The 16,974-nt window shown below is 62.4% G+C and carries 16 protein-coding genes and 1 pseudogene; 10 read left to right on the forward strand and 7 right to left on the reverse strand.

What is annotated here, in order from left to right:
- Window positions 1-9: 9 nt before the first annotated feature.
- The 4 genes and pseudogenes from PM2_RS20325 to PM2_RS20340 form a co-directional block, all read right to left on the reverse strand.
- Window positions 10-842, reverse strand: a pseudogene (locus tag PM2_RS20325) (endonuclease/exonuclease/phosphatase family protein).
- A gap of 34 nt (window positions 843-876) precedes the next feature.
- Complete coding sequence (gene dsbA / locus PM2_RS20330; RefSeq protein ID WP_019099201.1) at window positions 877-1,509, reverse strand: thiol:disulfide interchange protein DsbA; 633 nt, start codon at window positions 1,507-1,509, stop codon at window positions 877-879.
- Between the two features lie 151 nt (window positions 1,510-1,660).
- Entirely contained in the window at window positions 1,661-2,278 is a 618-nt protein-coding gene (locus tag PM2_RS20335) for a c-type cytochrome (RefSeq protein ID WP_016712846.1), read from the reverse strand.
- 31 nt (window positions 2,279-2,309) lie between these two features.
- Complete coding sequence (locus PM2_RS20340) at window positions 2,310-2,612, reverse strand: c-type cytochrome (RefSeq protein WP_016712845.1); 303 nt, start codon at window positions 2,610-2,612, stop codon at window positions 2,310-2,312.
- 201 nt (window positions 2,613-2,813) lie between these two features.
- Here PM2_RS20340 and yihA point away from each other — a divergent pair, with 201 nt between their 5' ends.
- Complete coding sequence (yihA, locus tag PM2_RS20345; RefSeq protein ID WP_003252993.1) at window positions 2,814-3,446, forward strand: ribosome biogenesis GTP-binding protein YihA/YsxC; 633 nt, start codon at window positions 2,814-2,816, stop codon at window positions 3,444-3,446.
- A gap of 401 nt (window positions 3,447-3,847) precedes the next feature.
- Here yihA and polA read toward each other — a convergent pair whose 3' ends face one another.
- Window positions 3,848-6,595, reverse strand: coding sequence for a DNA polymerase I (gene polA, locus PM2_RS20350; RefSeq protein WP_028699528.1), 2,748 nt, complete (start codon window positions 6,593-6,595; stop codon window positions 3,848-3,850).
- Window positions 6,596-6,670: 75 nt separating this feature from the next.
- On the opposite strand from polA, the gene PM2_RS20355 reads away from it, so the two are divergent.
- Window positions 6,671-6,958: a DUF2782 domain-containing protein gene (locus tag PM2_RS20355; protein WP_013970316.1), complete on the forward strand. Its 288-nt coding sequence runs from the start codon at window positions 6,671-6,673 to the stop codon at window positions 6,956-6,958.
- Between the two features lie 69 nt (window positions 6,959-7,027).
- On the forward strand, window positions 7,028-7,978 hold the full coding sequence (locus PM2_RS20360) for a homoserine kinase (protein WP_016712843.1): 951 nt from the start codon (window positions 7,028-7,030) through the stop codon (window positions 7,976-7,978).
- Window positions 7,979-8,089: 111 nt separating this feature from the next.
- On the opposite strand, the gene PM2_RS20365 is transcribed toward PM2_RS20360, so the two are convergent.
- Complete coding sequence (locus PM2_RS20365; protein ID WP_042132349.1) at window positions 8,090-9,046, reverse strand: zinc ABC transporter substrate-binding protein; 957 nt, start codon at window positions 9,044-9,046, stop codon at window positions 8,090-8,092.
- A gap of 18 nt (window positions 9,047-9,064) precedes the next feature.
- Here PM2_RS20365 and zur point away from each other — a divergent pair, with 18 nt between their 5' ends.
- The 4 genes from zur to PM2_RS20385 all read left to right on the forward strand — a co-directional run bounded on the left by zur (window position 9,065) and on the right by PM2_RS20385 (window position 11,930).
- Window positions 9,065-9,550, forward strand: a complete 486-nt coding sequence (gene zur / locus PM2_RS20370) for a zinc uptake transcriptional repressor Zur (protein ID WP_003253002.1) — start codon at window positions 9,065-9,067, stop codon at window positions 9,548-9,550.
- On the forward strand, window positions 9,547-10,320 hold the full coding sequence (gene znuC / locus PM2_RS20375) for a zinc ABC transporter ATP-binding protein ZnuC (RefSeq protein WP_016712841.1): 774 nt from the start codon (window positions 9,547-9,549) through the stop codon (window positions 10,318-10,320). The genes zur and znuC overlap by 4 nt, the downstream gene beginning before the upstream one ends.
- A complete protein-coding gene (znuB, locus tag PM2_RS20380; protein WP_003253007.1) occupies window positions 10,313-11,095 on the forward strand; it encodes a zinc ABC transporter permease subunit ZnuB in 783 nt (260 codons plus the stop codon). Before znuC ends, znuB begins: the two co-directional genes overlap by 8 nt.
- A 127-nt stretch (window positions 11,096-11,222) precedes the next feature.
- Window positions 11,223-11,930 carry a PA5502 family lipoprotein gene (locus PM2_RS20385; RefSeq protein ID WP_016712839.1) on the forward strand — a complete coding sequence of 236 codons (708 nt, stop codon included), beginning with the start codon at window positions 11,223-11,225 and terminating at the stop codon, window positions 11,928-11,930.
- Window positions 11,931-12,044: 114 nt separating this feature from the next.
- On the opposite strand, the gene katE is transcribed toward PM2_RS20385, so the two are convergent.
- Window positions 12,045-14,180: a catalase HPII gene (gene katE, locus PM2_RS20390; RefSeq protein WP_016712838.1), complete on the reverse strand. Its 2,136-nt coding sequence runs from the start codon at window positions 14,178-14,180 to the stop codon at window positions 12,045-12,047.
- Window positions 14,181-14,406: 226 nt separating this feature from the next.
- Here katE and PM2_RS20395 point away from each other — a divergent pair, with 226 nt between their 5' ends.
- From PM2_RS20395 to PM2_RS20405, 3 genes are all read left to right on the forward strand, one after another.
- Window positions 14,407-15,414: a methionine ABC transporter ATP-binding protein gene (locus tag PM2_RS20395; protein WP_016712837.1), complete on the forward strand. Its 1,008-nt coding sequence runs from the start codon at window positions 14,407-14,409 to the stop codon at window positions 15,412-15,414.
- Entirely contained in the window at window positions 15,414-16,085 is a 672-nt protein-coding gene (locus PM2_RS20400; RefSeq protein ID WP_010951513.1) for a methionine ABC transporter permease, read from the forward strand. Before PM2_RS20395 ends, PM2_RS20400 begins: the two co-directional genes overlap by 1 nt.
- Before the next feature lie 64 nt (window positions 16,086-16,149).
- Window positions 16,150-16,920 carry a MetQ/NlpA family ABC transporter substrate-binding protein gene (locus tag PM2_RS20405; RefSeq protein WP_016712836.1) on the forward strand — a complete coding sequence of 257 codons (771 nt, stop codon included), beginning with the start codon at window positions 16,150-16,152 and terminating at the stop codon, window positions 16,918-16,920.
- The last annotated feature ends 54 nt before the right edge of the window (window positions 16,921-16,974 follow it).

Genomic DNA, 16,974 nt, shown 5'->3' on the forward strand with positions numbered 1-16,974 from the left:
TGATGGCAATTAGCTCAAGACCGGCAGCGTATCCACAGTCAATGCATCAGGCAATCGAATCTCGACTGCAACGGGAAGGTGGTCGGAAATTGGTCGCGCCAGCACCTCGACACGCTCCAGCGTGAGGCTTGGGCTGAGCAGGATATGGTCCAGGCAACGCTGTGGTCGCCAGCTGGGGAAGGTGGCCTCGACTTGCGGGGCAATCAGGCCCAGGTCGCGCAGCGGCGAGTGCTCCAGCAGGTCGGTGGCATGGGTGTTCATGTCGCCCATCAGCACCTGATGACGATAACCACCAATCAGCTCGCGGATATAACCCAGTTGCAGGGCACGCGTCTTGGCGCCAAGCGCCAGGTGCATCATCACCACGATCAACGCATCCTCGCCCTCACCAAAACGCACCAGGATCGCCCCACGGCCGGCTGGGCCTGGCAACGGGTGGTCTTCGAGCAACTGCGGCTTCAGGCGACTGAGCACGCCATTGCTGTGCTGGGCGAAACGCCCGAGGTTGCGGTTGAGTTGCTGGTACCAGTAGGGGAAGGCCCCCAATTGAGCCAGGTGCTCGACCTGGTTGATGTAACCCGAGCGCAGGCTGCCACCGTCGGCCTCCTGCAAGGCCACCAGGTCGAAGTCGCCCAGCAGTTCGCCGATTTTCTGCAGGTTGCCGGCCCGACCGTTGTGCGGCAGCAAGTGCTGCCAGCTGCGGGTCAGGTAATGCCGGTAGCGCTCGGTGCTGATGCCGACCTGAATATTGAAACTGAGCAGCCGCAGCCGACCATCCTCGGGCAGGCCAGAGGCCTGCAGGTGATGCTCGTTGACCTGCGGCTGGTGCAGGCCAATGCCACGCGTGGGTCGGAAGCGGGGCATGGGTTACGCCGCTTACTTAGCGGCGCGCTCCTTGTCGATCAGCTGGTCGGCAACGTTCAGCACGCCTTCCGGCCCGCCAGCGGTGCCCAGATCGAAGCGGTACTTGCCGTTGACCACCATGCTGGGTACGCCGGTGATTTCGTACTTTTTCGCCAGCTCTTTGGCCTGGTTGACCTGGCCCTTGATGGCGAATGAGTCGAAGGTAGCGAGGAACTTGTCCTTGTCCACGCCTTGGGTGGCGAGGAAGTCGGCCATGTCGTTCTTGTCGGTCAGGCGTTTGTGTTGGTTCTGGATGGCATCGAACACTGCCGCGTGAACCTTGTGCTCGACGCCCATGGCTTCGAGGGTGAGGAACATCTGGCCGTGGGCGTCCCATGGGCCGCCGAACATGGCCGGTACGCGCTTGAAGTTTACGTCCTTGGGCAGTTTTTCGACCCATGGGTTGATGACCGGTTCGAAGTGGTAGCAATGTGGGCAGCCGTACCAGAACAGCTCGACCACTTCGACTTTGCCAGGCACGGAAACCGGAACAGGGTTGCTCAGCTCGATGTATTCCTTGCCGGCGACAGGCTCGGCGGCCTGGACGGCAGTCATACCGAACACGCTGGCGGCGACCAGCGCAGCGCTGAGAATCAGTTTACGCATGCTTTACTCCTGAGCAGTCATGGGTCGCCACGACGCGACCTGCACTAGGACAGGCCGGGAAGGGCTCGAGTTCTGTAGTGTAACGGCTGCGGACTGAAAAAAGGGCGGCCCGGCCGCCCTTTCATCATTGGCCTACAACATTAACTGAAAGTTAATGCAGGCCCTGGATATAGCTGGCCAACGCTTCGATGTCGTGGTTGCTCAGCTTGCCGGCGATGGTGCGCATGGTCATCGCATCGCCATCGTTGGTGCGGTTGCCTTCGCGGAAGTCCGTGAGCTGCTTGGTCACGTACTGCGAATGCTGCCCGCCCAGGTGCGGGAAGCCAGCCAGGGCGATGCCCGCGCCATTCGGTGAGTGGCAGCCTGTGCAGGCCGGCATGCCTTTTTCCAGGTCGCCGCCGTTGAACAGCGCACGGCCACGCTCGACCAGCTTGGGATCGGCGGCCCCCACGCTGCCTTTCTGGCTGGCGAAGTAGGCGGCAATGTCAGCCAGGTCCTGGTCGCTGAACGCGGCCAACATGCCGGTCATTTCCAGCACGGTGCGCTTGCCCGACTTGATGTCGTGCAGTTGTTTTTCCAAGTAACGCTGGCCTTGGCCGGCCAATTTAGGGAAGTTCGGTGCCAGGCTGTTGCCGTCGGGGTTGTGGCAGGCGCCACAAACGGCCGTCTTGGCCTGGCCGGCGGCGGCATCGCCTTTGATAGGTTGCGCAGCAGTGGCCGCACCTGCGACACCCAGGGTCAACAGCAGACTCACGACTAGTTTGTTCATCAGCTAATCCAACACGGCTAAGGGTGAAATGTTATGTATCGGGACTGCCGCTCATCCAAAGGATGACCAAACGGTAGTCCTCGGCACTGCAGTCCATGCACAATCCACGCGGCGGCATAGCCTTGAAACCCTGGGTCACGTGCTTCACCAGTACCTCCATGCCTTGCGCCAGCCTTGGCTCCCATGCTGCCCGGTCACCCCGTCTGGGTGCCTGTGGCAACTGCCCGGTGTGACAGGCCGCACACGTGCGGTTGTACAACACCTCGGGATCCTGTGTAGCCTGTGCGCTGAAAACCGGCAGGAACATACCGACAGCAAGCAGCCATTTCGCCATGCGGAACGACCTTCAGGGTTGGGGGCCGCGCTGCGTTCTGTTGCGCGAGCTATTGTTCGACACCCCATGCTCCTTCCCCTTCGCTGGGAGAATGAGCACACAAAAACTGGGGCATTATATACTTCCGCCATCCAAACGGAAACGACACCGCTTGCCAGGCTCGGGCCTTCAGAGTCAGGCAACACCCACATCGGATATCCCATGCAAGTCAAGAACCCCATCCTCGGCCTCTGCCAGAAAGCCAAATTCGCCCTCAGCGCAGCCAAGGTCGAACAATGCCCGGACGACCAGGGTTACGAGGTGGCTTTCGCCGGCCGCTCCAACGCCGGCAAATCCAGCGCCCTCAACACCCTGACTCATGCCAGCCTGGCGCGTACCTCGAAAACCCCTGGGCGCACCCAGCTGTTGAATTTCTTCAGTCTGGACGATGAACGGCGTTTGGTCGACCTGCCGGGCTACGGTTATGCAAAAGTGCCGATTCCGCTCAAGCAGCATTGGCAGAAACACTTGGAAGCCTACCTGGGCAGCCGTGAGTGCCTGCGTGGCGTGATCCTGATGATGGACGTGCGCCACCCGATGACCGACTTCGACAAAATGATGCTCGACTGGGCCAAGGCCAGCAGCATGCCGATGCACATCCTGCTGACAAAGGCTGACAAGCTGACCCACGGCGCGGGCAAGAACACCCTGCTCAAAGTGCAGTCGGAAATCCGCAAGGGCTGGGGTGATGGCGTGACCATCCAGCTGTTCTCGGCGCCCAAGCGCCTGGGCGTGGAAGACGCCTACCGGGTGCTGGCTGACTGGATGGAGCTGGAAGACAAGCCAGTTATTTGAAGGCTTACTCGTAACCTGTGGGAGCGGGATTACCCGCGAATGCGGCGGTGCATCTGGCATCGCATTCCGGGGTAAACCCGCTCCCACAGGATTCTCTACAACCCATAAGGCAAATTCCGGGCAAAAAAAACCCCGGACTTCGTATGGGGAGGGGGAAGTTCGGGGTCCAAGTCCGGACCGCTAGGGCGGGGTCCAGATATCTGCCAACACTTAACACAACATAGGAGCATCGAAGGGCTTCACCAGCCATTCAGTTACTCTGAGTTCCACTTCACCGGTTTAGTTCCAAAGCCCTCAAAACTATTTGCGATAGTTTCATGAAACTCCAGTACCCATGGCACTGAGCGGTGCCAGGATCCGCGTCACTACGTCGCAGATCCTACACAGCTTTCCCCGCTCAATCAGTGAGCTTCGTCCCAATTCGCGCCAATTCCTGCTTCCACCAGCAGCGGCACATCCAGTTCCGCCGCCTTGCTCATGTGCTGGCGAATTTCATCTTTCACCTGCTGAACCAGGTCTTCACGCACCTCAAGCACCAATTCGTCGTGCACCTGCAGGATCACCCGGGCATCCAGCCCGCTCTCGGTCAGCCAGTTGTCCACGTTGACCATGGCCCGCTTGATGATGTCGGCCGCCGTGCCCTGCATTGGCGCGTTGATCGCCGTGCGCTCGGCGCCTTTGCGCAGGGCCGGGTTCTTGGCGTTGATGTCCGGCAGGTACAGCCTGCGGCCGAACAGGGTTTCGACAAAGCCTTGCTCGGCGGCCTGGGCGCGGGTGCGCTCCATGTAGGCCAGCACGCCCGGGTAGCGGGCGAAGTAACGGTCGATGTAATCCTGCGACTGTTTGCGGTCGACACCGATCTGCTTGGCCAGGCCGAAGGCGCTCATGCCATAGATCAGGCCGAAGTTGATGGCCTTGGCCTTGCGGCGTTGGTCGGTTGTGACGTCTTCCAGGGCCACACCGAACACTTCCGCCGCCGTGGCGCGGTGAACGTCCAGGTCATTGCGGAAGGCGTGCAACAAGCCTTCGTCCTTGGCCAGGTGGGCCATGATGCGCAGCTCGATCTGCGAATAGTCCGCCGCCAGCAGCTTGTAGCCGGGGCTGGCAATGAAGGCCTGACGGATGCGGCGGCCTTCGGCAGTGCGGATCGGGATATTCTGCAGGTTCGGGTCGCTGGACGACAGCCGGCCGGTCGCAGCCACCGCCTGCTGGTAAGAGGTGTGGATACGCCCGGTGCGCGGGTTGATCTGGCCCGGCAGCTTGTCGGTGTAGGTGCTCTTGAGCTTGCTCAGGCTGCGGTACTGCATCAGCACCTCAGGCAGCGGGTAGCCTTGCTCGGCCAGCTCGTCGAGCACGGCTTCGGCAGTGGATGGCTGGCCTTTGGCCGTCTTGCTCAGTACCGGCATGCCCAGTTTGTCGTAGAGGATCGAACCCAGCTGCTTGGGCGAGCCGAGGTTGAATTCCTCACCGGCCAGCTCATAGGCGCGCTGTTCCAGCTCGGCCATCTTCACGCCCAGTTCACCACTCTGTACCTGCAGCAGTGCGGCATCGACCAACGCACCCTGGCGCTCGATCTTGGCCAGCACCGGCACCAACGGCATTTCGATGTCCATCAGCACCGGCTGCACACTCGGCGTCTGCGCCAGGCGCGCTTGCAGGGCGTGATGCAGGCGCAGGGTGATGTCGGCATCTTCGGCGGCATACGGGCCGGCCTTGTCCAGGTGGATCTGGTTGAAGGTGAGCTGCTTGGCGCCCTTGCCGGCGATGTCCTCGAAGGCGATGGTGGTGTGGTCGAGGTACTTCTGCGCCAGGCTGTCCATGTCGTGGCGGGTAGCCGTGGAGTTCAGCACATACGACTCGAGCATGGTGTCGTACGCCACGCCGCGCATGTCGATGGCAGGCGAGCCGTTGGCCAGGATGTTGATGTCGTACTTGGCGTTCTGCCCGACCTTGGCCTTGGCCGGGTCTTCCAGCAGCGGCTTCAGGGCCAGCAGCACGGCCTCGCGGTCCAGCTGGGCCGGCGCGCCTTCGTAATCGTGGGCCAAGGGCACATAGGCTGCTTCGTGTGGCTCTACGGCGAACGACAGGCCAACCAGCTGTGCCTGCTGGGCGTCCAGGCCGGTGGTCTCGGTGTCGAAGGCAAACAACGGCGCCTGGCGCAGCTTCTCCAGCCAGGCATCGAAACGGACCTGGTCGAGGATGGTTTCGTACTTGGGTTCGGCCTTGGCGGCTGGCGCCTCTACCGGTGCCACGTCATCACCGGCCTTGGCCGCGTCACGCTGCACCTCGGCGACCCAGCTCTTGAACTCCATCTCGGTGTACAGCGCCAGCAGCGCTTCACGGTCCGGCTCACCGCACACCAGTGCATCCACTTCGACATCCAGCGGCACGTCGACTTTGATGGTGGCCAGCTCATAGGACAGGAACGCCGCATCGCGGTGCTCTTCGAGCTTGGCCGGCAAGGTCTTGGCGCCCCGAATGGCCAGCGCCGGGACCTTGTCCAGGTTGGCGTACAAGTCGCTGAGGCCGCCGCCGATGCCGGTCAGCAGGCCCACGGCGGTCTTTTCGCCCACACCCGGCACGCCTGGAATGTTGTCGACCTTGTCGCCCATCAGGGCGAGGAAGTCGATGATGTGTTCCGGGCCGACGCCAAATTTCTCGTGCACGCCAGCCACGTCCAGCACACTTCCGGTCATGGTATTGACCAAGGTAATGTGCCCGTCCACCAGCTGTGCCATGTCCTTGTCACCGGTCGAGATGATCACCGGGCGCCCTTGGGCGGCGCTGCTGCGGGCCAGGGTGCCGATGACGTCGTCAGCCTCGACACCCTCGACGCACAGCAACGGGTAGCCCAGCGCCCTCACGCTGGCATGCAGCGGCTCGACCTGCACGCGCAGGTCGTCCGGCATGCTGGGGCGGTTGGCCTTGTACTCGGCGAACATGGCATCGCGGAAAGTGCCGCCTTTTGCGTCGAACACCACTGCGAACAGGCTGTCGGGGTATTGCTTGCGCAGGCTCTTGAGCATGTTCAGCACACCCTTCACCGCACCGGTCGGCATGCCCTTGGACGTGGTCAGCGGCGGCAGCGCGTGGAAGGCGCGGTACAGGTAGGAGGAACCGTCCACCAGGACGAGGGGCGCTTGGCTCATGAGCAGAATCAACCTTTTCGACGGGTCCGGCGCTAGAATAGCCAGAATCATTGACGACAAAGGGACTAGGTTATCATGCGTACACTCAATCGCCTGTTACTGCTCGGCCTGTTGGCAACCATGCCTGTCGTTACCCTGGCGGCGGACGACGCCCCCTCGGCCGATCCCGAGGTGACCATTCGCACGGAAGGCGACAAAACCATCCAGGAATACCGGCAGAACGGCTTCCTGTATGCGATCAAGATCACGCCGAAAAACGGCAAGCCTTATTTCCTGGTACGCGCCGATGGCTCTGATGGCAATTTCATTCGTTCCGACCAGCCGGACATGCTGATTCCGTCCTGGAAGATCTTCGAGTGGTAATCTGACGCGCACCGTTCACATCAACCCGGCACTTCCCGGCGGAAGTGCCCGTATGGGCAATTTTTCATCATGTCAGTCTTCACCCCCGTGACCCGGCCTGAGCTGGAAACCTTTCTGGCGCCGTACGAGCTGGGCCGTTTGCTCGACTTCCAGGGCATTGCCGCCGGCACCGAGAACAGCAATTTCTTCGTCAGCCTCGAACAGGGGGAGTTCGTCCTGACGCTGATCGAGCGTGGGCCGAGCGAAGACATGCCGTTCTTCATCGAGCTGCTCGACACCCTGCACGCTGCCGACATGCCGGTGCCCTATGCCATTCGTGACCGCGACGGCAATGGCCTGCGCGAACTTTGCGGCAAGCCTGCGCTGTTGCAACCACGCCTGTCGGGCAAGCACATCAAAGCGCCGAACAACCAGCACTGCGCCCAGGTCGGCGAGCTGCTGGCGCACATCCACCTGGCCACCCGCGAGCACATCATCGAGCGCCGCACCGACCGTGGCCTGGACTGGATGCTGGCCTCGGGTGCCGAGCTGCTGCCACGCCTGACTGCCGGGCAAGCCGCACTGCTGCAGCCGGCGCTCGATGAAATCACCGCGCACAAGGCGCAGATCCTGGCCTTGCCACGGGCCAACCTGCATGCCGACCTGTTCCGCGACAACGTGATGTTCGAAGGCACCCACCTGACCGGTGTGATCGACTTCTACAACGCCTGCTCGGGGCCGATGCTGTATGACATCGCCATCACCGTGAACGACTGGTGCCTGGATGAACACGGCGCGATCGATGTGCCACGCGCCCAGGCGCTGCTGGCAGCCTATGCGGCGCTGCGGCCGTTCACGGCGGCCGAGGCCGAGCTGTGGCCGGAAATGTTGCGGGTAGGGTGCGTGCGCTTCTGGCTGTCGCGCCTGATTGCGGCGGAATCGTTTGCCGGGATGGATGTGATGATCCATGACCCGAGCGAGTTCGAGGTGCGTCTGGCGCAGCGCCAGCAGGTGGCTTTGCACCTGCCGTTCGCCCTCTAGACCGCGCCTGCTTCTTCGCGAGCAAGCTCGCTCCTACAGGTACAGCGACAGCCCTTTCGGTTTGCGCTATCCCTGTAGGAGCGAGCTTGCTCGCGAAGGGCCGGAACAGGCTTACAACTGCTCCAGGCACCCAGCCAGGTCACCACCCAGCCTCTCCAGCAAACGCTCATACCCTTTGCCATCCACCGGGTCTGTCCCGCCCAGTGCATCCAGCTCGGCCAGGCGCACCGGCAGCCCGGCGGTCAGGGTCTCGGCCAGTCGCGGCCGCAGCGGCGGTTCGCTGAACACACAGGTTTTCCCCACTTCCTGCAAGCGCTTGCGCATGGCAGCAACATGCTGCGCGCCCGGCTGCACCTCGGAGGCCACGCTGAACACGCCCGTGTGTTTCAGGCCGTACTCGGCCTCGAAGTAGTCGAACGCTTCGTGGAACACGAAGTACGGCTTGTCGGCAATACCGGCCACACGCGCCTTGATTCGCCCATCCAGCGCATCCAGGCGCTCATCGAACGCCTTGAGGTTGCTCTGGTAGCGGGCAGCGTTGGCCGGGTCAACCTGAGCCAGGTCAGCGGCCATTTTCGCCGCGATTACCCGCGCATTGACCGACGACAGCCACAAATGTGCATCGAGGCTGCCCGGGCGGTGATCGTGGTCATGGTCATCGTGATCCTCTTCCTCATGGGAATGGCTGTCCTCGCCAAAATGACGCAACTTCATGCCCGTCAGCGACTGCACGGCCACCGTGGGCTTGCTGCGGCTGCCCAGCACTCGTGGCAGGAAGTTCTCCATGTCCGGGCCGATCCAGTACAACAAGTCGGCATCGCCTACCCGCCGCACGTCGGAAGGGCGCAGCGCGTAGTGGTGGGGTGAAGCACCTGGCGGCAACAGCACGTCAGGGCTGCCAACGCCATCCTGCACGGCGGCGGCAATCTGCTGCAGGGGTTTGATACTGGTGAGCACACGCACATCGGCCTGGGCAGAAAATGCGATGAAAGCGACAAACAGGGCTAGGAATCGGGACACGGTGGATACTCGAGTCGTCAGAAACAGGTAACATAATAACGTCTCCATCCAGAACCGTCGCTGCCCATGTCCATCACGCCGCTGGCCAACCGTCCTCACGATCACTCCCATTGCGTACACAGCGCACTGGCTGAAGCCGACGCCTTGTGTACCCGCCAGGGCCTGCGCCTGACCGCGCTGCGCCGCCGTGTGCTGGAACTGGTGTGGCAAAGCCACAAGCCGCTGGGCGCCTACGACATCCTCGCCGTGCTCAGCGAGCAGGACGGCCGCCGCGCCGCCCCGCCTACGGTGTACCGCGCGCTGGACTTCCTGCTGGAAAACGGCCTGGTGCACCGCATCGCCTCGCTCAACGCCTTCATCGGCTGCAGCCACCCCGAGCACGTGCACCAAGGCCAGTTCCTGATCTGCCGGGCCTGCCATGTGGCCATCGAGCTGGAGCAAAGCAGCATCAGCGAGGCCATCATCAACAGCGCCAAGGGCGTGGGCTTCACGGTCGAGACCCAGACCGTGGAAGTGGTCGGCCTGTGCGGCAACTGCCGGAGCGCGGCATGAGCGATGCGCTGATCCGCCTGGAACAGGTGGGCGTTACCTTTGGCGGTGAGGCGGTGCTCGACAGCATCGACCTGTCGGTCGCACCGGGGCAGATCGTCACCCTGATCGGCCCCAACGGGGCGGGCAAAACCACCCTGGTGCGCGCCGTGCTCGGGTTGCTCAAGCCGCATCGCGGCAAGGTGTGGCGCAAGCCGAAACTGCGTATTGGCTACATGCCGCAGAAGATCCAGGTCGATGCCACACTGCCGCTGTCGGTGCTGCGCTTCTTGCGCTTGGTGCCCGGCGTAGACCGCGCGGCAGCCTTGTCGGCGTTGCAGGAAGTGGGTGCCGAGCAGGTCATCGACAGCCCGATCCAGACTATTTCCGGCGGCGAGATGCAGCGCGTGCTGCTGGCCCGTGCGCTGCTGCGCGAACCTCAGTTGCTGGTGCTCGACGAGCCGGTGCAGGGCGTGGACGTGGTCGGCCAGACCGAGCTGTACAACCTCATCACTCGCCTGCGCGACCGCCACGGCTGCGGCGTGCTGATGGTGTCCCACGACCTGCACCTGGTGATGAGCGCCACCGACCAGGTGGTGTGCCTGAACCGCCACGTGTGCTGCTCGGGCCACCCGGAGCAAGTCAGCAACGACCCGGCCTTCGTCGAACTGTTCGGCCAGAACGCCCCGAGCCTGGCCGTTTACCACCACCATCACGACCACAGCCACGACCTGCACGGCTCGGTCGTCGCCCCCGGCACCCATGTTCACGGAGAGCACTGCAAGCATGGCTGATTTTCTTCTCTACGCCCTGCTTGCCGGTTTGTCCCTGGCGCTGGTCGCCGGCCCACTGGGTTCCTTCGTGGTGTGGCGGCGCATGGCCTACTTTGGCGACACCCTGTCCCATGCTGCCTTGCTTGGCGTGGCCCTGGGCTTCGCCCTGGACGTCAGCCCGGCACTGGCGGTAACCGTGGGCTGCCTGCTGCTGGCGATCCTGCTGGTGACGCTGCAGCAACGCCAACCGCTGGCCTCCGACACCCTGCTCGGCATTCTCGCCCCCAGCACCCTGTCGCTGGGCCTGGTGGTGCTGAGCTTCATGCACGATGTGCGCATCGACCTGATGGCCTACCTGTTCGGCGACCTGCTGGCCATCAGCACCACCGACCTGGCCTGGATCCTCGGCGGCAGTGCCTTGGTGCTGCTGCTGCTGGCTGCGCTGTGGCGGCCGCTGCTGGCCGTCACCGTGCACGAGGAACTGGCCATGGTCGAAGGCCTGCCCGTTGCCGGCCTGCGCATGGCATTGATGCTGCTGATTGCAGTGGTCATTGCCGTCGCCATGAAGATCGTCGGCGTATTGCTGATCACCTCGCTGCTGATCATCCCCGCCGCTGCGGCGCAACGTCACGCCCGCTCCCCCGAGCAGATGGCCCTGGGCGCCAGCCTGCTCGGTGTTACCGCCGTCTGTGGCGGCCTGGCCATGTCCTGGTTCAAGGACACACCCGCCGGCCCGTCGATCGTGGTCTGCGCGGCGGTGCTATTCTTGCTGAGCCTGGCCCTGCCAAAACGCTGAAAGACAGGGCGTGTGATGGCACGCCTTGCAACCTTTTGCCGGGTAAAGGGTCTGTAAGACCTGTTTTCGAGCGTGCGCACCTGGGTGTAGACTTGCTCGCTTTTTGCGCAAATAGAGAGTCGCAGGAATGAAGCCGTTCGCCTCCCGTTATCTGCTTGTTGCCGCGTTTTCCCTGTTCCTGGCTGCTTGCTCCAGCGCGCCGGTCGAACAGGCCGCTGTACCTGCCCAAGCCGATGCCTGGCAGCAGTTGCAACAAAACATCGCCAGCAATGAGCTGGCCACCGCCGAAGACCAGCTGGCAGCCCTGCAGGCCCAGTCGCCGGATGACGCGCGCCTGGAGCAATACCAGCGTCAGTTGGCCGAAGCCTATCTGCAACGCAGTCAGATCGTCCTGCAAAAGGGCGATGTGAACGCAGCAGCTACCGCCCTGGCCCGTGCCCGTGCACTGATGCCGCAAGCCCCGGCGGTGACCGGTGGCGATCCCCTGTCCCAGGCACGCAAGGCCGAGCTGGAGAAGGCAGAAGCTGCCTTGAAAGCAGCTGAAGCGAAGCCCAAGGCACGCATCATCGACCCGACAGCGCCAAGCACGGTGGTGGCCTTGAAGACCACCGACAGCCGTGCCATGCGCCGCCAGCTCGATGACATTGCCGCCGATGTGGTGAGCTATGACTGCGAAGTGGTTTTCCAGGTGCCGCGTACTAACGATGCCCCTTGGCTGAAGACCTTGCTGGAGAAACGCGTGCGCAAGATCGACAGTGGGTTTGAGCTGAAGCAGAAGCATGAGATTCAGCGCTCACTGCCGGCCCAAGTGGTTTTGGTGCCGCACCAGCAATAAAACTCTAGGGCCCTATCGCCGGCAAGCCAGCTCCCACAGGTAGTGCATAACGCCCAAGGCCTGCGCAGTACCTGTGGAAGCTGGCTTGCCGGCGATGGGCTGCAAAGCAGCCCCTTAGGCCGGCACAGCCTCCGCAGCAGCTTCCCGCTCCCACACCCGATGCCCCTCAACCGCTTTGACAAAGGCATCCACGGCTTTTTGGTCATCCGCCAGCAGCAAGCCCTTGTCTTCCTTAAGTCCCAGGCCGGCCGCCAGTTCCTTGGTCAACACCATAGCCTTCAGGTGCTTGTAGCCTTCAAGCAAGAAGTGTTTGGCTAGCCCGCTGGCTGCCAAGGCATCCGTCGAAGCCTTACCTGATGGCACGACAATCCCGTCGAACATGATCGATGGCATCCCCTCCATCGATGCCTCCACCGGCAGTTGCTTGCCATCCGTCGCCTTTACCGGCGCCGAGGTCGGCCCCAACAGCATCGGCCGGGCACTGTGCGCCTCCAGGGCCTTGATCAGTTTGTCCACGCTTGCAGCGTCCACGCCATTGGCCACCAGCACGGCAATCTTGCGCCCCTTGATACCCACCGAACCTGGGTGGTTCATCTGGCTCAAGGCCGGTGATTGAGCCAGCTGGCTGCCCTTCACCTGCACCGTACCCGCTTTCGGCGCAGGCAGGCCCAGGTTGGCTGCAACTGCCGCCGCCAGCTTCAAATCGATATTGGCGAGAATTTCATTCACTTCCCGGGCGCGGATATGTTCGCGCTCCACTTTGCCCAACTCGAAGCTGTAAGCCTTGATGATGTGCTGCTGCTCGGTCGGGCTCATGCTCTGGAAGAACAGCCGGGCTTGCGAGAAGTGATCACCGAACGACTCGCTGCGCTGACGAATCTTGTGCGCATCGATACGCTCCTGGTAGCTCTCGAAACCACCGTCCTGCGCCGCTGCCGGGGTTTCCTTTGGCCAACCACCGTCGATCGAGTTTGGCTCGTAGGACGCCCGCCCCTTATGCACGACGTGCTGGTGCAGGGCATCACGCTGGTTGTTGTGGTTAGGCGCTACCGGGCGGTTGATCGGGATCTGGTGGAAGTTCGGCCCGCCCAGGCGGCTGATCTGGGTATCGGTGTACGAGAACAGCCGGCCCTGTAGCAGTGGGTCATTGGTAAAGTCGATTCCAGGCACGATATGGCCTGGGCAGAACGCCACCTGTTCGACCTCGGCAAAGAAATTGTCCGGGTTACGGTTCAGCACCATCTTGCCCAAGGGCGTTACGGGCACCAGCTCTTCCGGGATGATCTTGGTCGGGTCCAACAAGTCGAAGTCGAACTTGTGCTCGTCGGCCTCCGGCACGATCTGCACGCCGAGTTCCCATTCTGGGTAATCGCCGGTCTCGATCGCCTCCCACAAGTCACGGCGCTGGAAGTCAGTGTCCTTGCCCGCCAGTTTCTGCGCCTCGTCCCACAGCAGCGAATGCACGCCCTGGCGCGGCTTCCAGTGGAACTTGACGAAACTGGCCACGCCCTCGGCGTTGATCAGGCGGAAGGTATGCACGCCAAAGCCTTCCATCATGCGCAAGCTGCGCGGGATAGCCCGGTCGGACATGGCCCACATCACCATGTGGGCCGACTCCGGCACCAGCGAAACGAAATCCCAGAACGTATCGTGGGCCGAGCCACCGGTAGGAATCTCGTTATGCGGCTCGGGTTTGACCGCATGCACAAAATCGGGGAACTTGATGGCATCCTGGATGAAGAAGACCGGCATGTTGTTGCCGACCAGGTCGAAGTTACCTTCGTCGGTATAGAACTTGACCGCGAAACCGCGCACATCACGCACGGTATCCCCCGAACCACGGGGACCCTGCACGGTGGAAAAGCGTACAAACACCGGTGTGATCTTGTCCGGGTCTTGCAGGAAACCGGCTTTGGTCAGATCCGCATGGTTGCCATAACTCTGAAAGTAGCCGTGCGCCCCGGTACCACGGGCATGCACGATGCGCTCCGGAATGCGCTCATGGTCGAAGTGGGTGATCTTCTCGCGCATGATGAAGTCTTCGAGCAGCGACGGCCCGCGTGCGCCAGCCTTGAGGCTGTTCTGGTTGTCGGCAATCTTCACGCCCTGGTTGGTGCGCAGGGCCTGGCCGGTAGCGTCGCTGCGGAAGGTTTCCAGGCTCTGCAACTTGGCATTGGTATTGGCCCGGTCCGGGGTCTGGGTGCCAGCGGCTTCACTCTGCTTGGGCGCGTCCGTTTTCTTGCTGGGCATGGTCGTCTCTCCTCATCAGTCTTCAGGCGTGCCCGTTGCGGGCTTGTTCAACTAGTGACTGGGAGGCTTTGCCGAGCGTTCAATCAGGATTACCGGTTGTCGCGATATGCCCGATGGATTGGTGCATTACGAAATAAATGCTAAGAACAGCTATGGGAAAAGGCTAAAATGCGCGACCCCAGCTAACCGCTGACCCAAATTTCATGCGCCCCACAAGGTTCGCTACGTGATCGAGTTCCAACAGGTACATAAAACCTACCGCGTTGCCGGTAGGGAAATCCCCGCACTGAATCCGACCAGCCTGACCATCGAAGATGGCCAGGTGTTCGGCCTGATCGGCCATTCCGGCGCCGGCAAAAGCACCATGCTGCGCCTGATCAACCGCCTGGAAGAGCCCTCCGGCGGCAAGATCATCGTCGACGGCGAAGACGTCACCGCGTTCAACGCCAGCCAGTTGCGCGGTTTCCGCCAGCAGGTCGGGATGATCTTCCAGCACTTCAACCTGCTGGCCTCCAAGACCGTCGCCGACAACGTCGCCCTGCCACTGACCCTGGCCGGCGAGCTGTCGCGCAGCGAAATCGACAAGCGTGTCACCGAGCTGCTGGCCCGTGTCGGCCTGCAAGACCACGCCAAAAAGTACCCGGCTCAGCTGTCCGGTGGCCAGAAGCAGCGCGTCGGCATCGCCCGCGCATTGTCCACCAACCCGAAGATCCTGCTGTGCGACGAGGCCACCAGTGCCCTCGACCCGCAAACCACGGCTTCGGTCCTGCAATTGCTGGCCGAGATCAACCGTGAGCTGAAGCTGACCATCGTGCTGATCACCCATGAAATGGACGTGATCCGCCGTGTCTGCGACCGCGTGGCAGTGATGGACGCCGGCCAGATCGTCGAGCAAGGCTCGGTGGCCGATGTGTTCCTGCACCCGCAGCACCCCACCACCAAGCGCTTTGTCCAGGAAGACGAGCAAGTCGACGAAGGCGAACAGCGCGACGATTTCGCCCATGTACCAGGCCGCATCGTGCGCCTGACCTTCCAGGGCGACGCCACCTACGCGCCGCTGCTGGGCACCGTGGCCCGCGAAACCGGTGTGGACTACAGCATCCTCGCCGGGCGTATCGACCGCATCAAGGATGTCCCCTATGGCCAGCTCACCCTCGCCCTGATCGGCGGTGACATGGAAGCGGCATTCGCCCGCTTCAAGGCAGCTGACGTACATATGGAGGTACTGCGTTGATGGACGCCCTGAATTTCTTTGCAAACGTCGACTGGGCCGAAATCTGGCTGGCCACCGTCGATACCATGATCATGTTGTTCGGCTCGTTGTTCTTCACCGTGCTGCTGGGCCTGCCGCTGGGCGTGCTGCTGTTCCTCTGCGGGCCTAAGCAGATGTTCGAGCAAAAGGGCGTGTATGCGCTGCTGTCGCTGGTGGTGAACATCCTGCGCTCGCTGCCGTTCATCATCCTGCTGATCGTGATGATCCCGTTCACCGTGCTGATCACCGGCACCTCGCTGGGCGTTGCCGGCGCCATTCCGCCGCTGGTGGTAGGTGCCACGCCGTTCTTCGCGCGCCTGGTGGAAACCGCCCTGCGTGAAGTGGACCGCGGCATCATCGAAGCTACCCAGTCGATGGGCGCCACCACCCGCCAGATCATCACCAGTGCGCTACTGCCGGAAGCCCGCCCGGGCATCTTCGCGGCCATCACCGTAACGGCCATCACCCTGGTGTCGTACACCGCCATGGCCGGTGTGGTCGGTGCCGGTGGCCTGGGCGACCTGGCGATTCGCTTCGGTTACCAGCGCTTCCAGACCGATGTAATGGTAGTGACCGTGGTACTGCTGCTGGTACTGGTTCAAGTACTGCAGAGCGTGGGCGACAAACTGGTCGTGCATTTTTCCCGTAAGTAACCCCAATGGGGTCGGCCTGGCCGACCCGTTCGGGGGCCGTCGCGGCCCTCACAAGGAGTGATTGATGAAGAAGCTGCTTGCTGTTGCTGCCGCTGTCGCGGCCTTCTCGGCCCACGCCGATACCCTGACCGTTGCCGCCACCCCGGTGCCGCACGCCGAGATCCTCAACTTCGTCAAACCACAGCTGGCGAAAGAGGGCGTGGAGCTGAAGGTGAAGGAGTTCACCGACTACATCCAGCCGAACGTGCAGGTGGCCGAAAAGCGCCTGGACGCCAACTTCTTCCAGCACCAGCCGTACCTGGATGAGTTCAACAAGGCCAAGGGCACCCAACTGGTGAGCGTAGCCGGCGTGCACATCGAGCCGCTGGGCGTGTACTCGACCAAGATCAAGAAGCTGGACGAGCTGTCTTCCGGCGCCACCGTGGTCATCCCCAACGACGCCACCAACGGCGGCCGCGCCCTGTTGCTGCTGGACAAGGCCGGTGTGATCAAGCTGAAGGACAACAAGAACATCCTGTCCACCGTGAAGGATGTTGCCGAGAACCCGAAAAGCATCAAGTTCCGTGAGCTGGAAGCGGCCACCATCCCGCGCGTGCTGACCCAGGTCGATGCCGCCCTGATCAACACCAACTACGCGCTGGAAGCCAAGCTGAACCCGGAGAAGGACGCGCTGGCCATCGAAGGCAGTGACTCGCCTTACGTGAATATCCTGGTTGCCCGCCCGGACAACAAAGACTCGGAAGACATGAAGAAGCTGGCCGCTGCGCTGCACTCGCCTGAGGTGAAGCAGTTCATCGTCGAGAAGTACAAGGGCGCCGTCGTTCCGGCGTTCTAAGCCGTCACATCGCGCTGGATTCTTCGCGGGCTTGCCCGCGAAGCTTTTAAAGCC

The sequence above is a fragment of the Pseudomonas monteilii NBRC 103158 = DSM 14164 genome, assembly GCF_000730605.1.
In the GTDB taxonomy this organism is placed as follows: Bacteria; Pseudomonadota; Gammaproteobacteria; order Pseudomonadales; family Pseudomonadaceae; genus Aquipseudomonas; species Aquipseudomonas monteilii.